At 40.8% G+C, this 22,427-nt stretch carries 19 protein-coding genes, 2 pseudogenes, 1 riboswitch and 1 other annotated feature; of the genes and pseudogenes, 5 read left to right on the top strand and 16 right to left on the bottom strand.

The features are described 5' to 3' along the window. Window positions 1-95: 95 nt before the first annotated feature. A pseudogene (locus TEPIRE1_RS14340) lies at window positions 96-1,750 on the top strand (alkaline phosphatase). Between the two features lie 66 nt (window positions 1,751-1,816). Here TEPIRE1_RS14340 and TEPIRE1_RS00785 read toward each other — a convergent pair. The 7 genes from TEPIRE1_RS00785 to serC all read right to left on the bottom strand — a co-directional run bounded on the left by TEPIRE1_RS00785 (window position 1,817) and on the right by serC (window position 9,314). Next, window positions 1,817-2,419, bottom strand: coding sequence for a lysophospholipid acyltransferase family protein (locus TEPIRE1_RS00785; protein ID WP_144080662.1), 603 nt, complete (start codon window positions 2,417-2,419; stop codon window positions 1,817-1,819). A 24-nt stretch (window positions 2,420-2,443) separates the two neighbouring features. Beyond that, window positions 2,444-3,217, bottom strand: a complete 774-nt coding sequence (locus TEPIRE1_RS00780; protein WP_231848345.1) for a YlmH family RNA-binding protein — start codon at window positions 3,215-3,217, stop codon at window positions 2,444-2,446. Window positions 3,218-3,675: 458 nt separating this feature from the next. Next, window positions 3,676-4,677 carry an isocitrate/isopropylmalate dehydrogenase family protein gene (locus TEPIRE1_RS00775; protein ID WP_013777289.1) on the bottom strand — a complete coding sequence of 334 codons (1,002 nt, stop codon included), beginning with the start codon at window positions 4,675-4,677 and terminating at the stop codon, window positions 3,676-3,678. Then, window positions 4,670-6,607: an aconitate hydratase gene (locus tag TEPIRE1_RS00770; RefSeq protein ID WP_013777288.1), complete on the bottom strand. Its 1,938-nt coding sequence runs from the start codon at window positions 6,605-6,607 to the stop codon at window positions 4,670-4,672. Before TEPIRE1_RS00770 ends, TEPIRE1_RS00775 begins: the two co-directional genes overlap by 8 nt. 11 nt (window positions 6,608-6,618) lie before the next feature. Continuing rightward, window positions 6,619-7,770 carry a homocitrate synthase gene (gene nifV / locus TEPIRE1_RS00765; protein WP_013777287.1) on the bottom strand — a complete coding sequence of 384 codons (1,152 nt, stop codon included), beginning with the start codon at window positions 7,768-7,770 and terminating at the stop codon, window positions 6,619-6,621. Between the two features lie 64 nt (window positions 7,771-7,834). Beyond that, window positions 7,835-8,026 carry a MerR family transcriptional regulator gene (locus tag TEPIRE1_RS00760; RefSeq protein WP_013777286.1) on the bottom strand — a complete coding sequence of 64 codons (192 nt, stop codon included), beginning with the start codon at window positions 8,024-8,026 and terminating at the stop codon, window positions 7,835-7,837. 196 nt (window positions 8,027-8,222) lie between these two features. Further along, window positions 8,223-9,314, bottom strand: a complete 1,092-nt coding sequence (gene serC / locus TEPIRE1_RS00755) for a 3-phosphoserine/phosphohydroxythreonine transaminase (protein WP_013777285.1) — start codon at window positions 9,312-9,314, stop codon at window positions 8,223-8,225. Between the two features lie 360 nt (window positions 9,315-9,674). Between serC and TEPIRE1_RS00750 the strand changes: the two genes are divergently transcribed. Next, window positions 9,675-10,406, top strand: coding sequence for an HAD family hydrolase (locus TEPIRE1_RS00750; protein WP_013777284.1), 732 nt, complete (start codon window positions 9,675-9,677; stop codon window positions 10,404-10,406). 69 nt (window positions 10,407-10,475) lie between these two features. Continuing rightward, window positions 10,476-12,593 (top strand): Tex family protein, encoded by a 2,118-nt coding sequence (locus tag TEPIRE1_RS00745; protein ID WP_013777283.1) that lies wholly within the window; start codon window positions 10,476-10,478, stop codon window positions 12,591-12,593. Between the two features lie 70 nt (window positions 12,594-12,663). Here the strand turns inward: TEPIRE1_RS00745 and TEPIRE1_RS00740 are convergent, their stop codons facing one another. The 4 genes from TEPIRE1_RS00740 to TEPIRE1_RS13290 form a co-directional block, all read right to left on the bottom strand. Then, window positions 12,664-13,176 carry a tryptophan transporter gene (locus tag TEPIRE1_RS00740; protein ID WP_013777282.1) on the bottom strand — a complete coding sequence of 171 codons (513 nt, stop codon included), beginning with the start codon at window positions 13,174-13,176 and terminating at the stop codon, window positions 12,664-12,666. A 101-nt stretch (window positions 13,177-13,277) separates the two neighbouring features. Beyond that, window positions 13,278-14,627 (bottom strand): TrpB-like pyridoxal phosphate-dependent enzyme, encoded by a 1,350-nt coding sequence (locus TEPIRE1_RS00735; RefSeq protein WP_013777281.1) that lies wholly within the window; start codon window positions 14,625-14,627, stop codon window positions 13,278-13,280. A gap of 268 nt (window positions 14,628-14,895) precedes the next feature. Then, window positions 14,896-15,205, bottom strand: a binding site (T-box leader). A 40-nt stretch (window positions 15,206-15,245) separates the two neighbouring features. Further along, a complete protein-coding gene (locus TEPIRE1_RS00730; protein WP_013777280.1) occupies window positions 15,246-15,818 on the bottom strand; it encodes an ECF transporter S component in 573 nt (190 codons plus the stop codon). 75 nt (window positions 15,819-15,893) lie between these two features. Beyond that, window positions 15,894-16,021: riboswitch (FMN riboswitch) on the bottom strand. Window positions 16,022-16,124: 103 nt separating this feature from the next. After that, the gene (locus TEPIRE1_RS13290) at window positions 16,125-16,277 is read right to left on the bottom strand and encodes an aspartyl-phosphate phosphatase Spo0E family protein (protein WP_013777279.1); all 153 of its coding nucleotides are present in this window, start codon (window positions 16,275-16,277) and stop codon (window positions 16,125-16,127) included. Window positions 16,278-16,420: 143 nt separating this feature from the next. Between TEPIRE1_RS13290 and TEPIRE1_RS00725 the strand changes: the two genes are divergently transcribed. Together TEPIRE1_RS00725 and TEPIRE1_RS14335 are read left to right on the top strand one after the other, a co-directional pair. Next, window positions 16,421-16,792, top strand: coding sequence for a helix-turn-helix domain-containing protein (locus tag TEPIRE1_RS00725; protein ID WP_013777278.1), 372 nt, complete (start codon window positions 16,421-16,423; stop codon window positions 16,790-16,792). A 196-nt stretch (window positions 16,793-16,988) separates the two neighbouring features. Beyond that, window positions 16,989-18,400, top strand: a pseudogene (locus TEPIRE1_RS14335) (aminopeptidase). Between the two features lie 50 nt (window positions 18,401-18,450). Here the strand turns inward: TEPIRE1_RS14335 and TEPIRE1_RS00715 are convergent. Genes TEPIRE1_RS00715 through TEPIRE1_RS00695 form a run of 5 tightly spaced genes read right to left on the bottom strand, consistent with a single transcriptional unit; the run spans window position 18,451 to window position 22,421 of the window. Continuing rightward, window positions 18,451-19,914 carry a sigma 54-interacting transcriptional regulator gene (locus TEPIRE1_RS00715; RefSeq protein WP_013777276.1) on the bottom strand — a complete coding sequence of 488 codons (1,464 nt, stop codon included), beginning with the start codon at window positions 19,912-19,914 and terminating at the stop codon, window positions 18,451-18,453. Beyond that, window positions 19,904-20,506 carry a hypothetical protein gene (locus TEPIRE1_RS00710; RefSeq protein WP_013777275.1) on the bottom strand — a complete coding sequence of 201 codons (603 nt, stop codon included), beginning with the start codon at window positions 20,504-20,506 and terminating at the stop codon, window positions 19,904-19,906. The genes TEPIRE1_RS00715 and TEPIRE1_RS00710 overlap by 11 nt, the downstream gene beginning before the upstream one ends. Then, on the bottom strand, window positions 20,503-21,033 hold the full coding sequence (locus TEPIRE1_RS00705) for a molybdopterin-binding protein (protein WP_013777274.1): 531 nt from the start codon (window positions 21,031-21,033) through the stop codon (window positions 20,503-20,505). The genes TEPIRE1_RS00710 and TEPIRE1_RS00705 overlap by 4 nt, the downstream gene beginning before the upstream one ends. Then, window positions 21,023-21,388 (bottom strand): hypothetical protein, encoded by a 366-nt coding sequence (locus TEPIRE1_RS00700; protein ID WP_013777273.1) that lies wholly within the window; start codon window positions 21,386-21,388, stop codon window positions 21,023-21,025. Before TEPIRE1_RS00700 ends, TEPIRE1_RS00705 begins: the two co-directional genes overlap by 11 nt. Before the next feature lie 10 nt (window positions 21,389-21,398). Further along, window positions 21,399-22,421 (bottom strand): hypothetical protein, encoded by a 1,023-nt coding sequence (locus tag TEPIRE1_RS00695; protein WP_013777272.1) that lies wholly within the window; start codon window positions 22,419-22,421, stop codon window positions 21,399-21,401. Window positions 22,422-22,427: the final 6 nt, after the last annotated feature.

The following is a 22,427-nucleotide window of genomic DNA, read 5'->3' as shown; positions in this document are numbered from 1 at the left end:
CATGCTCGTTTAATAAATCGTTTCTTACCCGCATAACTTTAAAATAAAGGTCATCCTTTAATAAAAAAAATTTTAAATTTAGGGAGGTATAAAAAATGACTGGTTTTGCTAAAAAACGTTTAATTTCATTGGTGTTAGCTCTGGTTTTCTTATTATCAATGGTTGGAACCGTTTCGGCCCAACAGTTAGCTATCCCGCAAATGCCCGCAGAACAAAAACAAGTTAAAAACTTAATCATGATGATTCCGGATGGAATGGGTCTTCCTCATGTAACCCTTGCACGATGGTATAAGGGCGGAGAACTTTTTACTATGGACCAAATGGCCTGCGGCCTGGTAAGAACCTATGCTTCCGATTCGGCTATAACAGACTCAGCTCCGGCAGCTACGGTAATGGCTACAGGTTACAAATCTCACACCGGATTTATAGGCACGCTTCCAGACATAGCTAATATGCCCGGCCTTGATCCAATCAAGCCTGGAGAAGAAAGGCGCCCTGTGGCTACTATACTAGAAGCCGCCAAACTAAAAGGTCTTGCCACCGGCCTTGTAGCGACTTCTCAAATTCCGCATGCCACTCCTGCAGGCTTTTCCGCTCATTATCCCAATCGCAACAAGTATGAGCTGCTTATAGAACAGCAGGTATACAATAATATCGATGTAGTTTTTGGCGGAGGCTATCAATATCTAGAAAAACGTGAAGACAAAGAAAATCTTATATCAGCTCTAAAAAATAGGGGTTATGAGTATATAACCGAAAGAGATGAACTTTTAACAACAAAAGGCGACAAAGTATGGGGCATGTTTGCTCCTGTAGACTTGGCCTATGACTTTGACAGGCCGGAACATGAACCGACTTTAGCGAAATGACTAAAAAAGCCCTTGAAATACTATCTAAGGATTCCGACGGCTTCTTTCTCATGATAGAAGGAAGTAAAATCGATTGGGCCGCACATGCAAATGATCCCATAGGTGTTATAAGTGATATAATGGCATTCGATGATGCGGTAAAAGTAGCATTAGATTTTGCTTTAAGCGACGGCAACACTGCCTTAATAGTGGCCGCCGATCACTTCACCGGAGGTATGAGCATCGGGAACCTGGATAAAGATTATGATATCCAGCATGTCTCAGCTTTTATTGAGCCTTTGAAAAAAGCAAAAGTTACAGGTGAAGGACTAGAAAAGAAGCTAAATAGCGACAGGTCAAATATTATAGAAGTTATGGAAGAATTTTTTGGAATCTGCGACCTTACAGAAGATGAAATTCACGCCATTGCCACAGTCAAAGCCGGCGCTGTAAACGAAGTCGTAGGGCCCATTATCAGCCGACGGGCATTACTCGGATGGACCAGCCACGGACATACCGGAAATGATGTAGTACTCTACATGTATCATCCAAGAGGCTATAGGTATTGTGGTGTTATTGATAATTCCGATATCAATAAATATATGCAAGACGTTTTAGACATTAATTTAACAGAAACTACCGAAAAATTATTTGTTAATGCTTATGATGCTTTTACTGCTATAGGAGCATCTCTTAAAGTAGATTCAAAAGACCCTGAAAACCCAATTCTTATTGTAAACAATGGTAAAAAAGAGATGAAGTTTCCGGTTAATAAAGATATAGCTATTATTAACGGTAAGGAAATCCAGCTTCCCGGAGTCGTAGTATATACCGGTGAATTTGATGAATTTGATATAAGCAAGTGGTATGTATCTCAAGAAGCTATTGACTTGATGAAATAAAAACTGGTAAAGACAGCTTAAACTACCAAGAATTGATATAAAATATATTCATTTGCACAGCTAAAATCAATTATTTTCCATCAACCTGGACACTATTTGCATCATCTTATCATTCAACTGATCTAAATCTTTCCTATGAATTCTAGATTTCTTTTCTACATATAGCGGTTCTCCAATATTTACTTTGATTTTTCCACGCCTGGGAATATATTTCCCCGCTGGTAATATTTGCCGGGTACCGGATATAGCCACCGGTACCACCGGCACACCAGCCTTCAAGGCAAGATAAGCCCATCCCGGCAGAAAAGGCCTCATTTGCCCGTCCATGCTGACTCCGCCTTCCGGAAAAATTCCGATAACGCCTCCCCTGGAAAGTTGAGACAATGCCTGTTTCATACTTGCAAAATCTCCCTTCTGGCTCTTTACAGGCAGTGCTCCACCGGCACGGACAATTTGACCTACCAGAGGAATTTTAAAAATATATGCTGCCGCAAGAAATGTAATTCTCCTAGGAATACACGCCATAAGCACCAGTGGGTCCAGTATGCTCTGATGATTAGCCACAAGTATGAAAGGGCTCTTTGAAGGAATATGCTCACGACCAAGTACACTTGGATACCCGATTAATTTTAAAAGGCATTGACATAACACCTTAAATAGATAGTACACCGCAAACACCCCAGTAACAAAAAACTACCTTGATATATACCTATGTATTTTTACATAAATGCGGCCTTTTTTACTTCGTCCTCCTACTTCCACTACCTTTGCCCTGCCAAGGCGATTTGCAGAAATTATATCTCCCTCCTTAACAAGTGCGGCCGGGTCTTTTACCACTTTAAAATTCAGCCTGATGTTTTCTCCTTTAATAAAAGGTGCCATCTTTGAGCGAGAAATCCCAAATGCTATGCCGGCAATCGCATCAAGTCGCAGTGATGCTACCGTACTCTTTAGTTCCTTATAAGGTCTTTCCGGCTGCAAAAGTTCTTTTAAAGAAATCTCCTCTACCTCTACTGAAACATTTCTTATCTTTTTAAGATTAAGACCAATGTATTCCATGATTTCTTGTTTTACCACTATATCAGCACTTGTCTTACCTACCAAAATATCTCCCAACTTTTCCCGATTAATGCCCAGTGCCAAGATAGCTCCCAGATAATCTCGATGTCCCGGATGTTCGTCTGAATTCTTAGGTATTATCCTAAGTGCCCCCAAAGGTTCCCTGAATGGTTCATCGAGCATGTCTTCAGGATATGCTACCAATATCTTTCGCTCAGCTTTTTCATAACCACCGTTAAAATAGAATCCCATACCCGGAAAACTTCTTGCTACCATTTCAGCCATCTGCTGCTGTCCGGGATCTAAAAAATTAGATGCCTTTTTTCCCCTATTCTTTCGAGCTATGGTAAAAATATCCCTAATTCTGGCTTCCGTAATTTCCTCATTAATATTATCCAAATGTTCCACCACCGTAATAAATTTGCAATCATCTTGTTATATAAATAATATCATATCATTTTTTAATTCAAACATCCAACACTGTAATCCTTCAATTATTTAATTGCAAAAATGCCCCACTTAAAAAAATTAGCTTTTTATAGCACCCAGATAGATATAACAGCGGTTTTGATTTTTCAACTGATTAAATTGAAAGGATATTGATTAAAAGAATAAGACCGGCCAGACATATTTTATGCAAGTATACATAATGCCATAAATACTTATAAACAATATGAAAGACCATTTAGGGTTGGTTTTATCCTTATATGGTCTTTCGGGTTAGACATATTTATAATTTTTCATAAGTTCTATATACCTTATCGCCTACAACCTCTCTTGGAATTATACCATAGCGATTTTTTATCTTCTTTAAAAGAGATATTAAATGCAAAAGCGTATGCCGCCGGGCACCTAGTTACGTATACTTAATTTGCAACAAGCCTGCACAGTTCTTGCGCCACCTCAGATGTTGTAGCACTGCCACCCAGGTCGGGAGTTAAGCACTTGCCTTCTTTTAACAATTTATAAATTGCACTTTGTATAGAATCGGCCGCCTCAGTTTCGCCAATGGCTTTTAGCATTTCCACTGCCGACATAAGAAGGGCCAAAGGATTTGCTATATTTTTACCTGCAATATCGGGAGCACTGCCGTGGACTGCTTCAAAAATCATGCACTCCTCGCCCACATTCATTCCCGGCACAACCCCCAGACCGCCTACCAAGCCGGCACATAAATCAGAGATGATATCACCGTATAAATTTTCGGTAACTATCACATCAAACTTTTGCGGCTGCTGCACAAGTTTCATGCAGGCATTGTCGACTATCAATTCATCATAGGCTATATCGCTATATTTATCGGCGGCCTTTCGGACTTCTTCCAGAAAAAGGCCGTCGGCTTTTTTCATAATATTGGCCTTATGTACTGCTGTCACCTTCTTGCGGTTATTTTGGTGTGCATACTCAAAAGCCCTTTCGGCGATCCTGCGGCTGGCCTTACGGGTTATTGCTTTTATAGCCTCTACTCTATCCTCATTTATAACATTTTCTATGCCGGCGTACAGGTCCTCGGTATTTTCTCTAAATATCACCATATCTATGCCGGTAAAAGGTGTTTTTACGCCGGGCAGTGATTTTACCGGCCGTATGTTAGCATAAAGGTCAAAGGTCTGGCGAAGGGTAACATTAATGCTCTTAAAGCCATTGCCTATTTGTGTTGTCACAGGCCCCTTTAATGCGATCTTATTGGCTTTAATGCTTTCAATGGCAGCATCCGGCAGGGGATTTCCATAAGCCTTGAGAGCTTTTTGCCCCACCTCCTGCACATCCCACAAAATATCTACTCCTGCGGCAGCAATAACAGTCTTTACCGCCTCGGTAATCTCCGGTCCGATGCCATCCCCAAAAATCAATGTTATTTTATGCATGACAGTTTTCCCTCCTGCTTTTCATGTAGTTTATATACCCGCCACAAAGCAGTATTTCTTTTTCTCTTTCGGTAACATCCAAAATTAGCTCTAAATTCCTGCCTGAAGTTTTATCCGATGCAAGAATTGTCTTCCCGCTTTTAAGCTGGCCAGCTATGTCCTTAATCTGTATTTCATCAAATGCGTTGATTTTATCATAATCTGCCGGATTTTTAAAAACTAAAGGAATGATTCCGCTGTTTATAAGGTTTGCCTTGTGTATGCGGGCAAAGGACTTGGCAAATACCACCTTTATTCCAAGATATAATGGCACTAATGCCGCATGTTCCCTGCTTGAACCCTGGCCGTAGTTTTCCCCTGCTACAATAAAACCGCCATCATTTTCTTTGCAGTTTTTGGCAAAATCCGGGTCTACTCCTGAAAAGCAGAAGTTTGAAAGATGTGGTATATTCGACCTGTATGGCAGCAGTTTTGCTCCTGACGGCATTATATGGTCGGTTGTTATGTTATCTCCCACTTTTAAGACAACTTTCTTTTTTATACTGTCCCTTAAAGGAGTATTTAAAGGAAACGGTTTTATATTGGGTCCTTTTATTACTTCTTTTGATGGATTTTCCTCAGGCCTAAGTATCATGTTGTCATTTATATAGGAAAATTCCTCAACATCTGTAAATACATCTTCTCCCAGCATACCAGGGTTTGTAATCTTGCCATATATGGCAGATATAGCGGCAGCTTCAGGGCTTACAAGATAAACCTTGGCAGATTTTGTGCCACATCTTCCCTCAAAGTTCCTGTTAAATGTGCGAAGGGAAACACCGTTCGTTTCCGGTGCCTGCCCCATGCCTATGCACGGTCCGCAGCCACATTCCAAAATTCGGGCTCCACAGTCTATAAGATCTTTTAATGCGCCTGACATGGAAAGCTTTGTAAGCACCTGCTTTGAACCGGGAGAAATAACCAGGCTCACATCAGGATGAACCTTTTTGCCTTTCAATATTCGAGCGGCTATGGTCAAATCCCTGTAAGAAGAATTGGTGCAGCTTCCTATAGCTACCTGGGTTACGCGAGTGCCTTCTAGCTCGCTTATAGGTTTTACATTGTCAGGGCTATGGGGACATGCCGCCATGGGGACAATCTTTGAAAGGTCTACGGTAAGAGTATCATCATATACCGCATCATCATCTGCCTTAAGTTCTACAAAATCATCTTCCCTTCCCTGCAGCTTTAAAAATTCAAGGGTCTTTTCATCCGATGGAAAGATGGAAGTAGTAGCTCCCAGTTCCGCACCCATATTTGTAATAGTGGCTCGCTCAGGAATGGAAAGGGTTTTTACTCCCTCGCCCGAGTATTCGAATATCTTGCCTACACCGCCCTTTACGGTAAGCTTCCCTAAGATATAAAGAATTACATCTTTTGCCGTGGCAGGCGGATTCAGTTTACCTTCTAAAATAATATTGCACACTTTAGGCATGACCATCGAATAAGTTCCGTTGCTCATGGCAACCGCCACATCCAGCCCCCCTGCACCTATGGCAAGGCTGCCGATACCTCCGGCAGTTGGTGTATGACTGTCGGAACCTAAAAGGGTCCACCCGGGTCTTGCAAAACGTTCCAGGTGAACCTGATGGCAAATGCCGTTGCCCGGGCGGGAAAAAATTATCCCGTACTTGCCCGCTACAGTTTTTATATATAGATGGTCATCGGCATTTTCGAATCCGGTTTGCAGCATATTATGATCCACATACGCAACGGAACATTTTGTCTTTATCTTATCAATGTCAAGAGCTTCAAGCTGAAGATAGACCATAGTCCCTGTAGAATCCTGTGTCAATGTGGAATCTATGGCAATTTCGATATCCTTCTGAGTTTCCATTGATCCGGAAATTAGATGTTCTTTGATAATCTTTTGCGTCAAATTAAGTCCCAATTGTAAACCTCCTAAATCGCATGTTCTATATCATTATTGACATATTCATAATAAAGGTTTAGAAGCTCCATATCGGTCAAAGGCCGTTTGAGTTCTACTGATGTTTTGCGGACACTTTCAAGGATAACGTTTGCCAAATCATCTTCAATAAAAATATTATACTCGCCGAGTTTCTTCTTAATGCTCGCAGTTCCTGAGTGTTTGCCGATTACAAAACGCCGTGTAAGCCCTACATCATCAGGATCGAACACCTCATAAGTTCTTGGATTTTTAATAGCACCATCTGCATGAATTCCCGACTCATGTGTAAAGATGCTTGTGCCTACTATAGCTTTCCATGAAGGCAAATCACGACCGGACGCCTTTGCTACATATTCACAAAGCTCGCGGAATTTTTTTGTATCCTGTTTCATATCAAAACCCAACAGATGTTTTAATGCCATTACGACTTCCTCTAATGCCGCATTTCCTGCCCGCTCGCCAAGGCCGTTTACCGTAACACCTACATGTGTAGCACCTGCGCTTACACCTGTAATCGCGTTTGCTGTCGCCATGCCAAAATCGTCGTGTGTATGCATCTCTATGTCAATGTCTACTGCCTGCCTGATTCTCTTAATCCTGTCATAGATTTCAAGCGGAGTCATTATCCCTACCGTATCGCAGTACCTGATGCGGTCGGCACCGGCCTCCTTTGCAGCTTTTATAAATTGAATCAGATATTCCTCATCGCTGCGGCTTGCATCTTCAGCATTTGCCGAAACATATACGCCCTCTTTTTTGGCGTATTCCACTGCCTTTACCATCTTTTCCAGCACTTCTTCCCTCGTAGAGTGCAGTTTATCTTTTATGTGCATATCTGAAGTTGCTATAGAAATTGCAACTGCGTCTACTCCGCACCGCAAAGATTCTTGTATGTCTTTTATTACAGCCCTGTTCCAAGCCATAATGCGCGCATTGAGTCCAAGCTTTGCAATAGCTGTAATCGCCTCTTTTTCATCTCCGCCCATAACAGGAGTCCCTGCTTCTATCTCGTCTACACCTATCTCATCCAGCATCCGGGCTATCTGGATTTTTTCTCTATTTGCAAAAACTACTCCTGCCGTCTGCTCGCCATCCCGCAAAGTCGTATCCACCAGATATATTTTTTGATTTTCCGTTTTCATAAGACTTCCTCCCCTTGCACTTTTGTATAATTGTATACAATTATACCTGTTTACTTGCACTTCGTCAAGAGTTTTTTTTAATAATATCAGCAGCTTCTTTCCGCGTATTACTAAGCCCCGCACCCATAGGCGAAATTTTACTGGAATCTCTGTAACCCTTTTCCGAAACCTTGGGACAAACCAAACCTTGTTCTTCGTAATATTTCACTGCTTTTTTAGTCAATTTTGTTATTGTACATACTTCTTTAATCAGCATAGCTGCCGCCTCAACAAAACCATAAGTTAATATACAAGGTGATGGTCAAGCTGTTTTATAATTGTTTGTAAATAGTTTGAAAAAACAAATCAAAAACTCCAACAGATAGTTGGAGTTTTTGATATAAATACCGAACTTAATTTAGCATCTAAAATTTGCCGCTAAATCCGCCTCATGGATTTCCTGAAAATTTATGTTATGCCTTATGCTCATTCTCGAATTTTTCAAGGAATGCAACTAGGGCCTCAACGCCCTCCTTAGGCATGGCATTATAGATAGATGCACGTAAGCCGCCAACGCTCCTATGCCCTTTCAGGTTATCGAAGCCGGCCGCTTTGGCTGCCGCAACGACTTTTGCATCAAGTTCTTCATCTCCCGTCACAAAGGTGACATTCATCAAGGAGCGGTATTCCTTTTCCACTGTGCCGCGGAACATTTTGCTGCTGTCAAGAAAATCATATAAAATCGCAGCCTTTTCTTCATTCCTTTTCTGCATAGCAGAAAGTCCGCCGCTTTTTTTAAGGTGTTTGAAAACTTTACCACAAACATAGATGCTCCAACAGTTCGGCGTATTGTACAGGGAACCGCTTTTTGCGTGTATGTCGTAGCGCATATAGGTAGGCACTTTTTCGTCCAAATCTTCACGGATAAGGTCCTCTCGGAGGATCACTATTGCTAAGCCAGCCGGACCAACATTCTTTTGTACTCCAGCAAAGATTAGACCGTAGTCTGAAACATTGCAAGGTTTGGATAGAAACATTGACGACTGGTCAGCAACCAATATCTTACCCTTGGTGTTCGGGAGCTTTTGGAAGGTTGAGCCATGTATTGTTTCGTTTTCACAGATGTAAACATAATCGGCATTAGGATCAACAGGCAGATCCGAGCAATCGGGAATATATGTGTAGTTTTTATCCTGACTGGTTGCAAGTAAATTAACTTTCCCATATTTCTTAGCTTCCAAATAGGCCTTTTTTGACCACGCACCGGTTACAATATAGTCTGCAACACCGTTTTTCATAAGGTTCATAGGAACCATTGCAAACTGTAGCGTGGCACCACCCTGAATGAACAATATCTTATAATTATCAGGAATATTCATAAGTTCACGCAAATCCGCTTCAGCCTCGTCGATGATGGTTTGGAAAACCTCGGATCGGTGTGACATTTCCATGACACTCATGCCGCTTCCTCTGTAGTTTAACACTTCATTAGCAATCTCTTCCAGCACCGGGGTGGGCATAATGGCGGGGCCGGCAGAAAAATTATACACTCTGTTGTAATCCATTTATAACACTCCAATCCTTTTTACTTTGTTTTACTCTTTTATCAAACGTTGAAGTATGCAACCTTGAATGCAGAAGTTTAACTTAATATATTCTATAACGATTTTACTTTTCCTTTTTTTTATATAATAAAATTTTCGCCCGTGATATTTTTTGCTAAGCCTTGGAAATATATAAAAATCCTCGCCCGTTTCTTTTACCCTCTAATGAGGATTACAAGGTCCAAAATAAGGATCATTTTTATGTCGATAGACTAATTCCTACTGGTGTCTTATTCTATTCAAATGATATGATATAATATAATATAGAAAAAATGGATTATTTGCCTGCCCCCAATGAATGATTTCAAGGAGGTGAAAGTCATGGGGAATATAGCTTCATTCTTTGATATTGACGGCACGCTTTTTCGAAATTCTCTTATGATTGAACATTTTAAAAAATTAATAAAGTATGAAGTAATAGACCCTCGCGTTTGGCACGGCAGCCTTAAGGATTATTATTCTGAGTGGGAAAAGCGCTATGGTGATTTCAATGATTATATGGATGAGCTGGTAAAAATTTATGTAAAAGAACTTAGAGGGATAAATAAATCCTACATCGAATTTGTGGCAAGTCAGGTAATAAACATGAACTGGGATAAGGTTTACCGATATACCAGATCAAGGATTAACTGGCATAGGCAGCAGGGCCACATGATATTTTTTATCTCAGGGGCTCCTGACTTTCTAGTGGAAAAAATGGCTGAAAAATATAAAGTTACGGCATATAAGGCAACTCAGTATATTATAGATGAAAATAATAATTTTACAGGCGAGGTTCTCAGCATGTGGGACTCGGAAAATAAGCAAAAGGCGATAAATCAACTTGTAAGCTCGTATGATGTAAATTTAGATGCAAGTTTTGCATATGGAGATACCACAGGGGACCTTTCGATGCTAAAAATGGTGGGCAATCCTGTTGCTGTAAATCCCGTCAAAAAGCTGCTTACGGCTATCAAGAAGGATGATGAGCTTTCAAAAAAGGCCACAATTATAATAGAACGCAAAGATGTAATATACCGGTTTACTCCGGCAGTGGAGATATTAGATCTATAGGCAAAATCAAACTGTGTTTAAAAAAGAAAATATTTTAATCAGACTCGCACAGACAAGCAGGAGGTTAGTATGGAAAAAATCATAAAAACTTTAGCTCAAGAATTAAATATAGGCGAAAGACAAGTTGCGGCAACTGTCGGACTGTTAGACGAGGGAAATACCGTACCGTTCATAGCCCGCTATCGGAAGGAGGTAACCGGAGGTCTGTCGGATGAGCAGCTTCGCCTGCTTTTTGAGCGGCTTTCCTATCTTAGAAATCTTGAAACAAGAAAGACTGAAGTTGTAAAGCTTTTGGAGGAAATGGAAAAACTCACGCCGGAAATTCGACAAAATCTTGATAGGGCTTTAACCCTTCAGGAAGTAGAAGATATCTACCGGCCCTTTAGGCCCAAGCGAAGAACCAGGGCTACCATTGCAAGGGAAAAAGGGCTTGAGCCTCTGGCAGCAAAGATTTTGGCTCAGGAAGACATGGTTGACGAACAAGCTATCGCATCCTTTATAGACCCGCAAAAGGGTGTAGCAACCTGCGAGGAAGCTCTGGCCGGAGCCCTTGACATCATTGCCGAGGTTGTATCAGATGATGCCAAAATTCGCAAGCTTATACGAGATACAGCCTATAAAAAGGGAATTGTTCAGACATCCGGTCTTACCGAGGAAACATCGACTTATTCTATGTACTATGACTTTAAGGAACCTGTACAAAAAATTGTTTCACACCGCATCCTTGCCATAAATCGCGGCGAGAGGGAAAAATATCTTCAGGTAAAAATCTTGGTTCCCGATGATGAAATCATAAGTATCATAAAGGCCGAATACATAAAGGAGTCTTCGCCTACCTCTCATCTTATGGAAAATGCAATCGAAGATGCCTATAAGCGACTTATTTGGCCATCCATAGAGCGCGAAATCAGGAATATGCTTACAGAACAAGCTGAGGAGCAGGCACTTTCTACATTTTCTAAAAATCTCAAACACTTGATTCTCCAGCCCCCTATAAAAGGTCGGGTAATAATGGGCTTTGACCCAGCATATCGAACCGGCTGCAAAATTGTAGTAATAGATGCTTCCGGAAAGCTTTTAGCATACACGGTTTGCTATCCTACACCACCACAAAATAAGTTTGATGAATCCAAGAAGATTATTTTGGATTTAATAGAAAAATACCGAGTCGATGTTGTTTCATTGGGAAATGGCACTGCTTCCCGTGAAAGCGAAAAATTCCTGGCGGAAATTTTAAAGGAAAGCTCAAGACCTGTTTCCTATGTTATCGTAAGCGAAGCGGGAGCTTCGGTATACTCTGCATCAAAACTTGGAACGGAGGAATTTCCGAATCTGGATGTTTCGTTTAGAGGAGCTGTTTCCATTGCGCGGCGCCTTCAAGACCCTTTGGCAGAGCTGGTAAAGATAGACCCCAAATCACTTGGTGTGGGCCAGTATCAGCATGATGTAAACCAAAAGCGGCTTTCAGAAAAGCTCTCGGGTGTTGTAGAAGACTGCGTCAACAGCGTAGGCGTAGACGTAAACACCGCATCGCCTTCGCTTCTTGGCTATGTAAGCGGCATTACCGCATCTACTGCTTCAAATATCGTAAAATATCGGGAAGAAAATGGCATGTTTAAATCAAGAAAGGAATTTTTAAAGGTGCCTAAATTGGGGCCTAAGACTTTTGAGCAGTGTGCAGGATTTCTTCGCGTGCCGGAAAGCAGTAATATCTTAGATAATACCGCCGTCCATCCTGAAAGTTATGATATAGCCGAAAAGATTATGAAGCTTTACACTTTAGATGAGCTTAAGATAAAAATATTTTCTGAAAATGAAATCGCTCAAATGGCTTCAAATCTTGATATCGGCATCCCTACCCTAAAAGATATCCTGTCAGAGCTTAAAAAGCCGGGCCGCGATCCTCGCGAAGAACTTCCTGCCCCCATCTTTCGCACTGATGTGCTGGAAATCTCAGACTTAAAGCCCGGCATGGCCTTAATGGGCAGTGTGCGCAACATCACGGACTTTGGAGCATTTATCGACATCGGCGTCCATCAGGACGGCCTATGCCACATATCGGAGCTTTCCGAAGGCTTTGTGCGTTCCCCCTTTGATGTGGTAAGTGTCGGCGATGTGGTAAAGGTTAAGGTATTATCCGTCGATGCAGAAAGAAACAGGATAAGCCTTACTATGAAGGGAGTATAGCCCTATAAATAATAAAACGCTATAATAAGCACTTGGGCAGCCGGAATTCCGGCTGCCCCGTAAGATTTGCTTATGCTTTATGCAGCACCGATTTTTGCATTGAGGCTACCACTTTGTAGCATATAAAAGTAGCAACAGTGTTTATTGCCGCTGCCGGCAAAACTACTGTCGTAAAAAGTACCGGAAACGCAAGAGGCAGGCTTCCCACTACAAAAAGAGCTGTGCCCAAAAAGACAGTACCGCTTATTATAGTTCCAATAATTGCGGTAATTATTACCGCAGCATTTTGGTTCAATTTAGAAAATACCTTTATCATCGCTATCACTGCAAAAGCTGTAACCATTTTGTCGCACATATTTGCTATTTGGCCTCCGGGAAATCCGGTAGTCATGGCAGAAAATATACCTGCAAGTATGCCTGCAAGCAGAGCATTTTTCGGGCTGCTGTCTATATAAAGTGCTACAAATAGCATTGACAGCAGAAAATCCGGTTTCATACCTCCCATAATAGGCGGAACGATATAGTGAAGCACCAATCCGATTGCTATCAGAAGTGATGTCAAAATCATATCTCTCAATTTCATAATAATTCCCTCCAGTTTTTAATTTATTGTAAATATCTAAAATCAGCATTTAATTGCAATTATAAAGTCTATATTTGTTTGCTTATCTGTCAAATACTGTCTTACTGTAGTTTACTTAAGGTTTCCTGCAAGACATCATCAGACAGGCTGGAGTTTTGCAGCTTGCCGGAAAGATAATTGTCGTAAGATGCCATGTCGAAATATCCATGACCGCTCAAGTTAAACAAAATTGTCTTTTTTTCTCCGGCTTCTTTGGCTTTTAAGGCTTCATCGATTGCTGCTTTTATAGCATGAGCTGATTCAGGTGCCGGCACAATTCCTTCATTTTGTGCAAAAAGCATCGCTGCTTCAAAAATATCCTGCTGGTCATAAGCAACAGCCTCAATCAGCTCATCATGCAAAAGCTGGCTTTGGATTGGAGATGCTCCATGGTAGCGCAAGCCTCCTGCGTGGATTCCCGGTGGAACAAAATCGCTTCCCAAGGTATACATCATCATCTTTGGAGTCAAATGGGCCACATCGCCATAATCGTAAGTGAACTTGCCCTTTGTAAGACTTGGACAGGCGGCAGGCTCAGCTGCGATTATACGTGTTTTTTTGCCGTCTTTGATTTTATCGTGCACAAATGGCATGGCAATTCCGCCAAAATTGCTGCCGCCGCCGGAACAGGCTATTACCACATCCGGATAGTAGCCTGCTTTTTCCATTTGTTTTTTAGCTTCAAGACCAATGACTGTTTGGTGAAGAACTACGTGGTTTAATACACTGCCTAAAGCATAGTTCGTATCAGAATTTTTTACGGCATCTTCCACCGCTTCACTTATTGCAATACCTAAGCTTCCTAAGGAATCCGGATGCTCTTTTAGCACGGCACGGCCCGCATCGGTTTTATCGGTGGGGCTTGCAAACACCTCTGCTCCGAAAAGCTGCATTATTGAGCGCCGATAGGGCTTTTGCTCATAACTTACCTTCACCATGTAAACCGAGCATTCCATGTCAAAGAACTTGCAAGCCATAGAAAGTGCTGTTCCCCACTGCCCTGCACCTGTTTCGGTGGCCAGCCGCCTTATCCCCTGTTTTTTATTATAATAGGCCTGAGGAATGGCGGTATTTAACTTATGACTGCCGGCGGGACTCACTCCTTCATACTTAAAGTAAATCCCGGCAGGCGTATCTAAAGCCTTTTCCAGCCTGTGTGCTCTATAGACGGGCGACGGCCTCCACAATCTGTATAACTTTTGAACTTCCTCGGGTATTTCTATAAAACGCTCTGTACTTACTTCTTGTTTTATGATTTCTTCAGGGAATATTGCCCCTAGCTCCTCAGGCGTCGCAGGCTTCCCTGTAACAGGGCTAAGCGGCGGTTTTACAGGAGTCGGCATATCTGCCTGAATATTATACCAGCTTGTTGGAATTTCGCTTTCCTTAAGTAATATTTTTGTATCTTCCATTTCTGTCATCTCCTCTTTAAATCAAGTATTATTTTTCAATACTTTTATTTTCTATCTTAGGTCGTAATTCTTCTCCTCAAAGGTTTTCAAATTTACAAGCAATGCTAGAAAAGTTCATTGCATATTATTGATAGGTTTTTCACTGCTGTATATATTAATTTTGCGCTTTCATGTCATATCTATCACCTCAAACCGGAATATTTTATTAAGTAAGATTCTTCGCTACGCTCAGAACGACAGTAGAATATAAAAAAACCGTCCCTTACATAAAAGGGACGGTTGCTTCCGTGGTGCCACCCAAATTAGCCTTACACCGGGTGTATATAACAAAAAAGCATCTCATCTTCAGGATGAAATGCTTGCCACCTCAATGTAAAACTCACTTTTCTCAGATACGGCGATGTTCTCGCGATATCCTGTCCTTCGCTAACGGGGGACATGCCGTGCAAAGCTACTTAAAGTATTTCGCCTTGCCTTCTCCAAGACCCATTCACTATGACTTTCGGTGCCGCACTCCCACCGCCGGCGGCTCTCTTTAACCTTCCATCAAAGCTACTCTTTCCTGTCATCGAATTTCCGATTGATTTAGATAATTGTATCACAGGCTTTGGATAAATGTCAACAGTTTTTTGTTAACGGTTTTATGGGTTTTACTTCCACTCTCATGACCTTCCCAACCGGTTTATAAACCAAGAACGTCAGTGTCGAATTAATGGATGCCTTCAGTAAATTAAAAGGTATTATAATCGGGATAATCATGGCTTTTACGGCTTCCATAGGAACATTCATGAATTTTGTTGTAAATATTAGGTTAAGGGGTATCATCACAAGTGTCATGCTAATTGACGCTGCAGCCAGTGCAATTATTGCACCTTTTTGTGTGTGGATTTTTTTATAAATATATCCTGCAACCGCAACCATCGTTCCAGTAGCTATAAAATGCATTATCGCACCGATCCAGCCGCTTCCTGCACTGACCGTTAAAGCCTGTATAAGTGAAACTATCAGAGTCACTAAAACACCTGCTCCCGGGCCGAACAAAAATGCTGCTATTAATGCCGGCACATCACCCGGCTCATATTCCAAAAATGGCGCTGAAGGAATAAGCGGAAACCTGATTAAAAACATTAAAAGTATTGATAGAGCTGCAAGCATAGCAAGTCTTGCCATTTTATTTACTTCACTTTTCATTGCTACACACCCTCCGTTAATTTAAAAAATTCCCAAAGACATAATCTCAGGGAATTTTAAAATCCATCATAAAAAATCAATCTTCTTTCATCCAGACTTTACTGTCGGCCTCGGAATCTAACCGAGTCTGCTTTCGCTCGCGGGCTAACGGAACTTGCCGCATTACCGCCGGTCGGGAATCACACCCTGCCCTGAAGATTATATCCGGTTTTATTTAATTTTATATTAACACGGCAATTAGCAGGTGTCAATAGCTGAGGTTTTTCGCCATGCACCAAAACATCATTTTTCCATTAACATAAACAGCTAATATTTTTTAGATTTGTCCTCTTTATAGTATTCTATAATATATTTATCAATTTCTCGGCTGATTTCGAGCACCTTTTCTTCATTGTCTTTTCCCTTTAAAGCATTATGCAGTGCTTTCCTCGCTGTTTCTATCTTATCTTCTATATTCATTATTCACACTCCCATGTTATATAGTAATGCATTTAATATACATTAAATACATTCTCATTGCAAATAATAAATATATGCTTACTGCTAATTTTTTTATGTTCGAAAATTAGATAAGGTTATTCTAATAAGGAGTGAATTGAAAATTGGAAATAGACAACGATGCTATCGGTAAAAGAATACGTGAAGAAAGAGAAAAACTGGGATTATCACGGGAAGAATTTGCAGAGATAATCGGACTTTCAGACTATTATATAGGTCAGCTAGAGCGAGGTGAGCGGCAAATGAGTATGCCGACTTTAATCAAAGTCGCAAACTGTTTGCATGTTTCTTTGGATTACCTTGTTCTGGGAAGGTTAAGCTTTGATGCGGCTTACATATGTGATCCAAATAATAATACATATGAAACTTGGGATGAAGGCTTCTATGAAATAAATAATTTGCTTAAAAAGTGTTCTCCACATGAAATAGAACTATTTAAAAAACTCATAAAAACTATTCTTCCTTATATGCGGTAATACGGTAAAACCAGCTGCTTAAATAAAATTATTATATTAAATATATATGACATTTGCAAAAATGCCTTTTCCTTATTATACCGCATTTATCGTTTTATTTGCTTGAAATCAAGTCATAGGTTTTTTTGTTATATATTTTTTCATCTTTGGTAAAATATAGTGTGTGAGTAAATTAAAATATTGGAGGTAAATTTCGATGAATGAAGATAATAAATCTCCCTTTGAAAAGGAATACGAAATCGCATGGGATAAATATTCAAAAACAGATTTAAAAAAAGTATTTGATTTATCCGAGAAATATATCGATTTTATGTCCCGTTGTAAAACTGAAAGAGAATGTGTCGAAGAATTTACAAGCCGTGCAGAAAAGAAAGGTTACAGGAATCTACAGGAACTTATAAACCAGGGAAAATCATTAAAGCCCGGAGACAAAGTATATGCGGAAATTATGGGAAAAACTATTGCTCTTTTTGTTATCGGAAAAAAGCCTTTAGAAGAAGGTCTTTGTATAATAGGAGCACATATAGACTCCCCAAGGTTGGATTTAAAGCAAAACCCTCTGTATGAAGACGCAGACTTGGCACTTTTTGAAACCCATTATTACGGCGGAATTAAAAAATATCAATGGGTTACGCTGCCCCTTGCCTTACACGGAGTAATCGCGAAAAAAGACGGTTCCCGCATAAACATAGTTATGGGCGAAGACGAGGGCGATCCAGTGCTGGGAGTATCGGATTTACTAATCCATCTTGCACAAGACCAAATGAAAAAGACCTTGGCCGATGGTGTAGAAGGTGAAAACCTTAATATACTTGTTGGTAGTATACCCTTAAAGGGTAAAGAGGCAAAGAACAGAGTCAAACATAATATCTTGAAAATCCTAAATGAGAAATACGGCATAGTTGAAGAAGATTTCGTCTCAGCGGAACTTGAAATCGTTCCTGCCGGAAAGGCGAGACATTATGGAATAGATAAGAGTATGATTATGGCTTACGGCAGGATGACAGAGTTTGTGCCTATACATCTTTTGAAGCTATAACCGAAATAGAAAATCCTGAAAAGACTTGTGTAGCTTTGCTTGTTGATAAGGAGGAAATTGGCAGTGTCGGAGCTACTGGCATGCACTCAAGATTTTTTGAAAATACCGTAGCGGAAATTGCTAACTTGCTTGGGGACTATAGTGAGCTGAAAGTTAGAAGAGCCTTAGCCAATTCAAAGATGATATCCTCCGATGTAAGTGCGGCCTTTGACCCAAATTATCCCGATGTCATGGAAAAGAAGAATTGTGCAAGGTTTGGCAGGGGAATCGTATTTAATAAATACACCGGATCAAGAGGAAAGAGCGGCAGCAATGATGCCAATGCGGAATTTATTGCAGAACTCAGAAACATCATGGATAAACACAAGGTCATCTGGCAGACATCAGAACTTGGAAAAGTAGATCAGGGTGGCGGCGGTACCATAGCCTATATCCTCGCCAACTACGGTATGCAAGTCATCGATGCAGGCATAGCCCTGCACAATATGCACGCACCTTGGGAAATCTCCAGCAAGGCCGACCTCTATGAAGCCAAAAAAGCATATTATGCATTCTTAAGCGAGGCTTAGCTAATACCAATACCCCCAACAAAATAACCCTGTGGGGTTATTTTATATTACTATATATTTGAATTACGTTGTTTTTTTAATCGATATGCTACCTGATAGTACTTTATATCATACCCTTTTTCTTCCAACACTCGAGCGATTTTCCTTGGCCCAAGACCCTTCTCATTTAGAGTAAAAATTATCTTGTTTAATATTTCTTCTCTATCCATCTTGCTGTCATCAAAATTAAAACTTTCTATGGTTTTAGGCTCTTCCTGTTCTTGATATACTCCATCACTTCCACTGCTTTCAAACATATAAAAGGGTATATGATTTATATCTACCACAGCAGTGACTTTTTTGGATGCAGGCACATCGCTTATCAGAGGTACTGCCGCATCAATAGTAGCATAAGTTATATCTCTGAACTGCCGGATGTTCCTCGGATAATAGGCATTTAAGAGAATACCCTTAGCTTCATTTGTAAAATCTATTTTGAGTTTGACATTATATTTGTCACCAGCATTGTACTCATAATTTTCTATGAAACAGTTCAGTAGTTTTTCCTTTTCTGATAGCGGTCTCTCCCGAAGAGGCGGCAATTTTATTTCATACTGGGCAAGTCTTTGGTACAGTTCTGGCAAAAGCACATTTTTTAGATTTTTGGTTGAGGCTGCAATAACAATCACATTGATATCTATATCCTTTCTGCCACCTATCCTTCGGATCTTGCCTGATTCAACTGCTTTAAGAAGCATTGTTTGATAATGTGCTAATGCATGAGCCTCATCCAAAAAGAGCACACCTCCATCCGCCAGCTCAAATAAACCTCTTTTTTCGGTGGCGCCGGTAAAAGCACCCTTTTCTGATCCAAATATTTCTACCGCTGCTATATCAGGATTTGTAAATTGTGCACAATTCACCTCTATAAAACTGGCATCTTCTGAAATAACATGGATTTTCTTAGCAAAATAGAACATGGCTCGAGCCAGCAGTGTTTTACCGGTCCCTGATTCCCCTGATATAACTGAGTGCCTAGGTCCTCCTAATGCACCGATGGATCTCTGGGCTATTATTATAGCTTCTTTTAAGCTACCGTCCTTTCCTACTATTAATTCAAAGGCGTCATCTACTTTACTGAAAGTGAGTTCCTGTTTTAAAAGTTCTAATTTTTGTCCCAAATTCTCAATCTCCGTAACATCACGAAAAGTTGCTACACCGCCTTTAAACTTACCATTTATTATAAGTGGAACGGCATTTACTACATACTTTCGGCCGTCATCGTGTTCAATTTTTACATCTAATTGAGGTTTTTTAGTTCTTAATACCTCTAACAAAGCGGCACGGGGATAAAATTCGGTTATTTGAGAACCTATCATTTTCGAAACGGTAGAATGAGCATAATCTGCTGATGCCCTATTAGAGAATATAAGGGTTCCATTTTCATCAACTACATTTACACCTTCCCGAAGATTGTCCAGTGTGGTTTCCAGCATCGGCATCTTGTCTTCATCAGACAGCATATTAATATTCATTAAGTGCACTCCTATCGAGAGATATATATTTTATTTCACTGCCTTCAATGGTTAAAGCACAGCCCACAGCATTAAAACCTGTACCATCTGTTATCATTATAGCAGCTGGGATATTAAAGTCTATAGATCTCTTTGCCATCGCAAGTAAAGGCGTTTTCCCTCCATCCGAAGGTTCCGAAAGTGAAAGAATTTCCCGGGCCGTTTGGGGATCTCCGGCGATAACAATCCCGGGGCCGCCGGGGTGGGCGGCTACACTCAAACCGCTGCCGATATATTCACCGGTGCTATTCGCCGAATTCGCTTCGATGTGCGGATTCCCTATAATTCCTCCAGTAGGGCCTGACATTTGGGGCACATGCATCGTTATACCCCAGGCTAAAACATATTCTGGAGCAAATCTGGAAAAGTATTGAGCCATGAAATAATCTGTCATAAATACATCATCAATGGGTTTAAAACTGTAATTCCTTATTAAGCCACTTATTTCGTCCTCCATTGAATCAGTAAAGGAAAAAGGACAGATCCCGGCTATCGCCATAGCATATCCGTCCTTTGTCAAATCTTTTACTAAAAAAGTAGCAAATCCATTCATTTAATTTCTCCACCAGAAGGATACTGCCGGGATACCGCTTCCGATGTCCTTTCCACAATAATTTGAGGATCTGTCTCGCCCTTTAATATGGAATCTAGAGCAGCTTCAGCCGCCGCAACGGCTTCCACATAGGGGCCTGGAACATTTACCAATAAACTATTGCTTTCTTTCGCTGCTATCAATTTTGACCACAAGTGTCCGTTTTTTCCATATATTTCCTTAAAACAAGAATTGGGGAACATCTTCAATATAGCCGTATGGGTAAAATCTCGAGCTGCATTAGGTATAAAACGATGGCCTCCTCCAGAACCACCTATGATAAAAATGAGATCGGCTTTTTCTTCAATAGCCCTCTTAAGTTTTGTTATAATTGTAGTTTCATTGTCCACTGAAGGAGTTATCCGTGTAACTTCACACCCCGGGAATCTCTCAAGAATTAGAGCCATTATAGCCGGACTATTGGTATCGACTACCGTTCCGTTTAATATCTCATCCCCAGTAGGAATAATGATGGCCTTACTTGTCAAAATTTAACCACCTTTCCCTGGCGCACCCAGAGTATTTACCTTTCGGAAACTTTTCAACGGAAACTTCTACGGATCTTTCGGCTTGGGCTATTTTTATGACGTCGGCAGCGGTTATTCCCGAAACCGTAGAAATAGCCTTTATTATCCCCTTTTCATCTTTATATACTGCCTCTGGTTCCATGCCATATATATCCATCTCTATTGCACTGCCGGTAACACCAATAACTCTGATAGGTCTTTGCAGAGTATTTTTTAGTGTTTGTTCCAATTCAAATGGTTTTAAACCCTTGATTTGAATTCCGGTTATGCGTACATAGGTTTTATCTACAAAAACTATGACCTGATTATCCACCATCTCACCCCAGTTAAATAGAAAGCGTTAGTTTAGTCACTATATTAGATGAGCTTATTAGAACAGGATCCACCACACCGGGTATTATATCATCGGCCTTTTCAATTATCTCTTTATTAGTCATCAAAGATACCGCTGGTTTCATATGATCTACATCTACTCCTACACTCTTTAACTCGATTTTAGCTTTTTCAGTAATTTTGTCAAGGGCGATTTTAGCTCCCTTGGCGTTTGCTACTGCAAGAACTGCTGGTGAGCAACCGATGTGCAGCCCCGGAATCATACCGGCATCCAGTGCCTGAATTATATACCCTGCCAGCACGCTCTTAGGTGCAACAATACACGGTATGTTGGCTTTCAAGGTTTTTGCATACTCCCCTGAACCGTGGGCTGTATCTCCTGCTCTAAACTGACGAGTTGGAAATACCCGGCCATATTTCTCTGCCACAGTCATCCCGATACCTACTGAAATCACTTCTCCAGTGAGTCCAAAAACAATAGGCTCGTCCTTCATTATTTGCAACTGCCCTAGTATAGGAAGAAGGATCTCTTCCATAGTAACGGCGTTCATCATTTCCGTAGCCGAGTTGTTGTTTACTGCTTTCCCCGTCATGACTACATTGTGCACCGGAATCAGCTTTTTATTAGGATCCGGTCCCCTAAAGAGTTTTTTGCCTTTATAATATTTTTCCCACTGTACAAGATGGGGTTCTTCTTTTATAAGTTCATGGGTAACCTCCATCTCCTCCATATGCAGGATGCCGAATTCTTTATGAACCTTACCAATATCTCCGGCGGCCATGGTAATAATAGCTCCCTCCACTACCAAGCCGTCGCTGGTGGTTGTCACCGCATCCATATCAAACACATTTATCCCAACTGGTCCTCCTACTACTTTTGCAACCATGTGTATAACATCTTCCAAGCTTTTACCGGATGCTTCTACATCTCTTTTGTCAATAAGAGCAATATTAATCGGAGCTCCTTGCTTTGGACCGGTTCCCTGCTTTATAAATCTTACGGTAAGTTCTCCCATGCTTTT

Source organism: Tepidanaerobacter acetatoxydans Re1, from assembly GCF_000328765.2.
GTDB classification, from domain to species: domain Bacteria; phylum Bacillota; class Thermosediminibacteria; order Thermosediminibacterales; family Tepidanaerobacteraceae; genus Tepidanaerobacter; species Tepidanaerobacter acetatoxydans.
The sequence above is the reverse complement of the archived record's forward strand: the minus strand, read 5'-3'. Positions and strand labels throughout refer to the sequence as shown.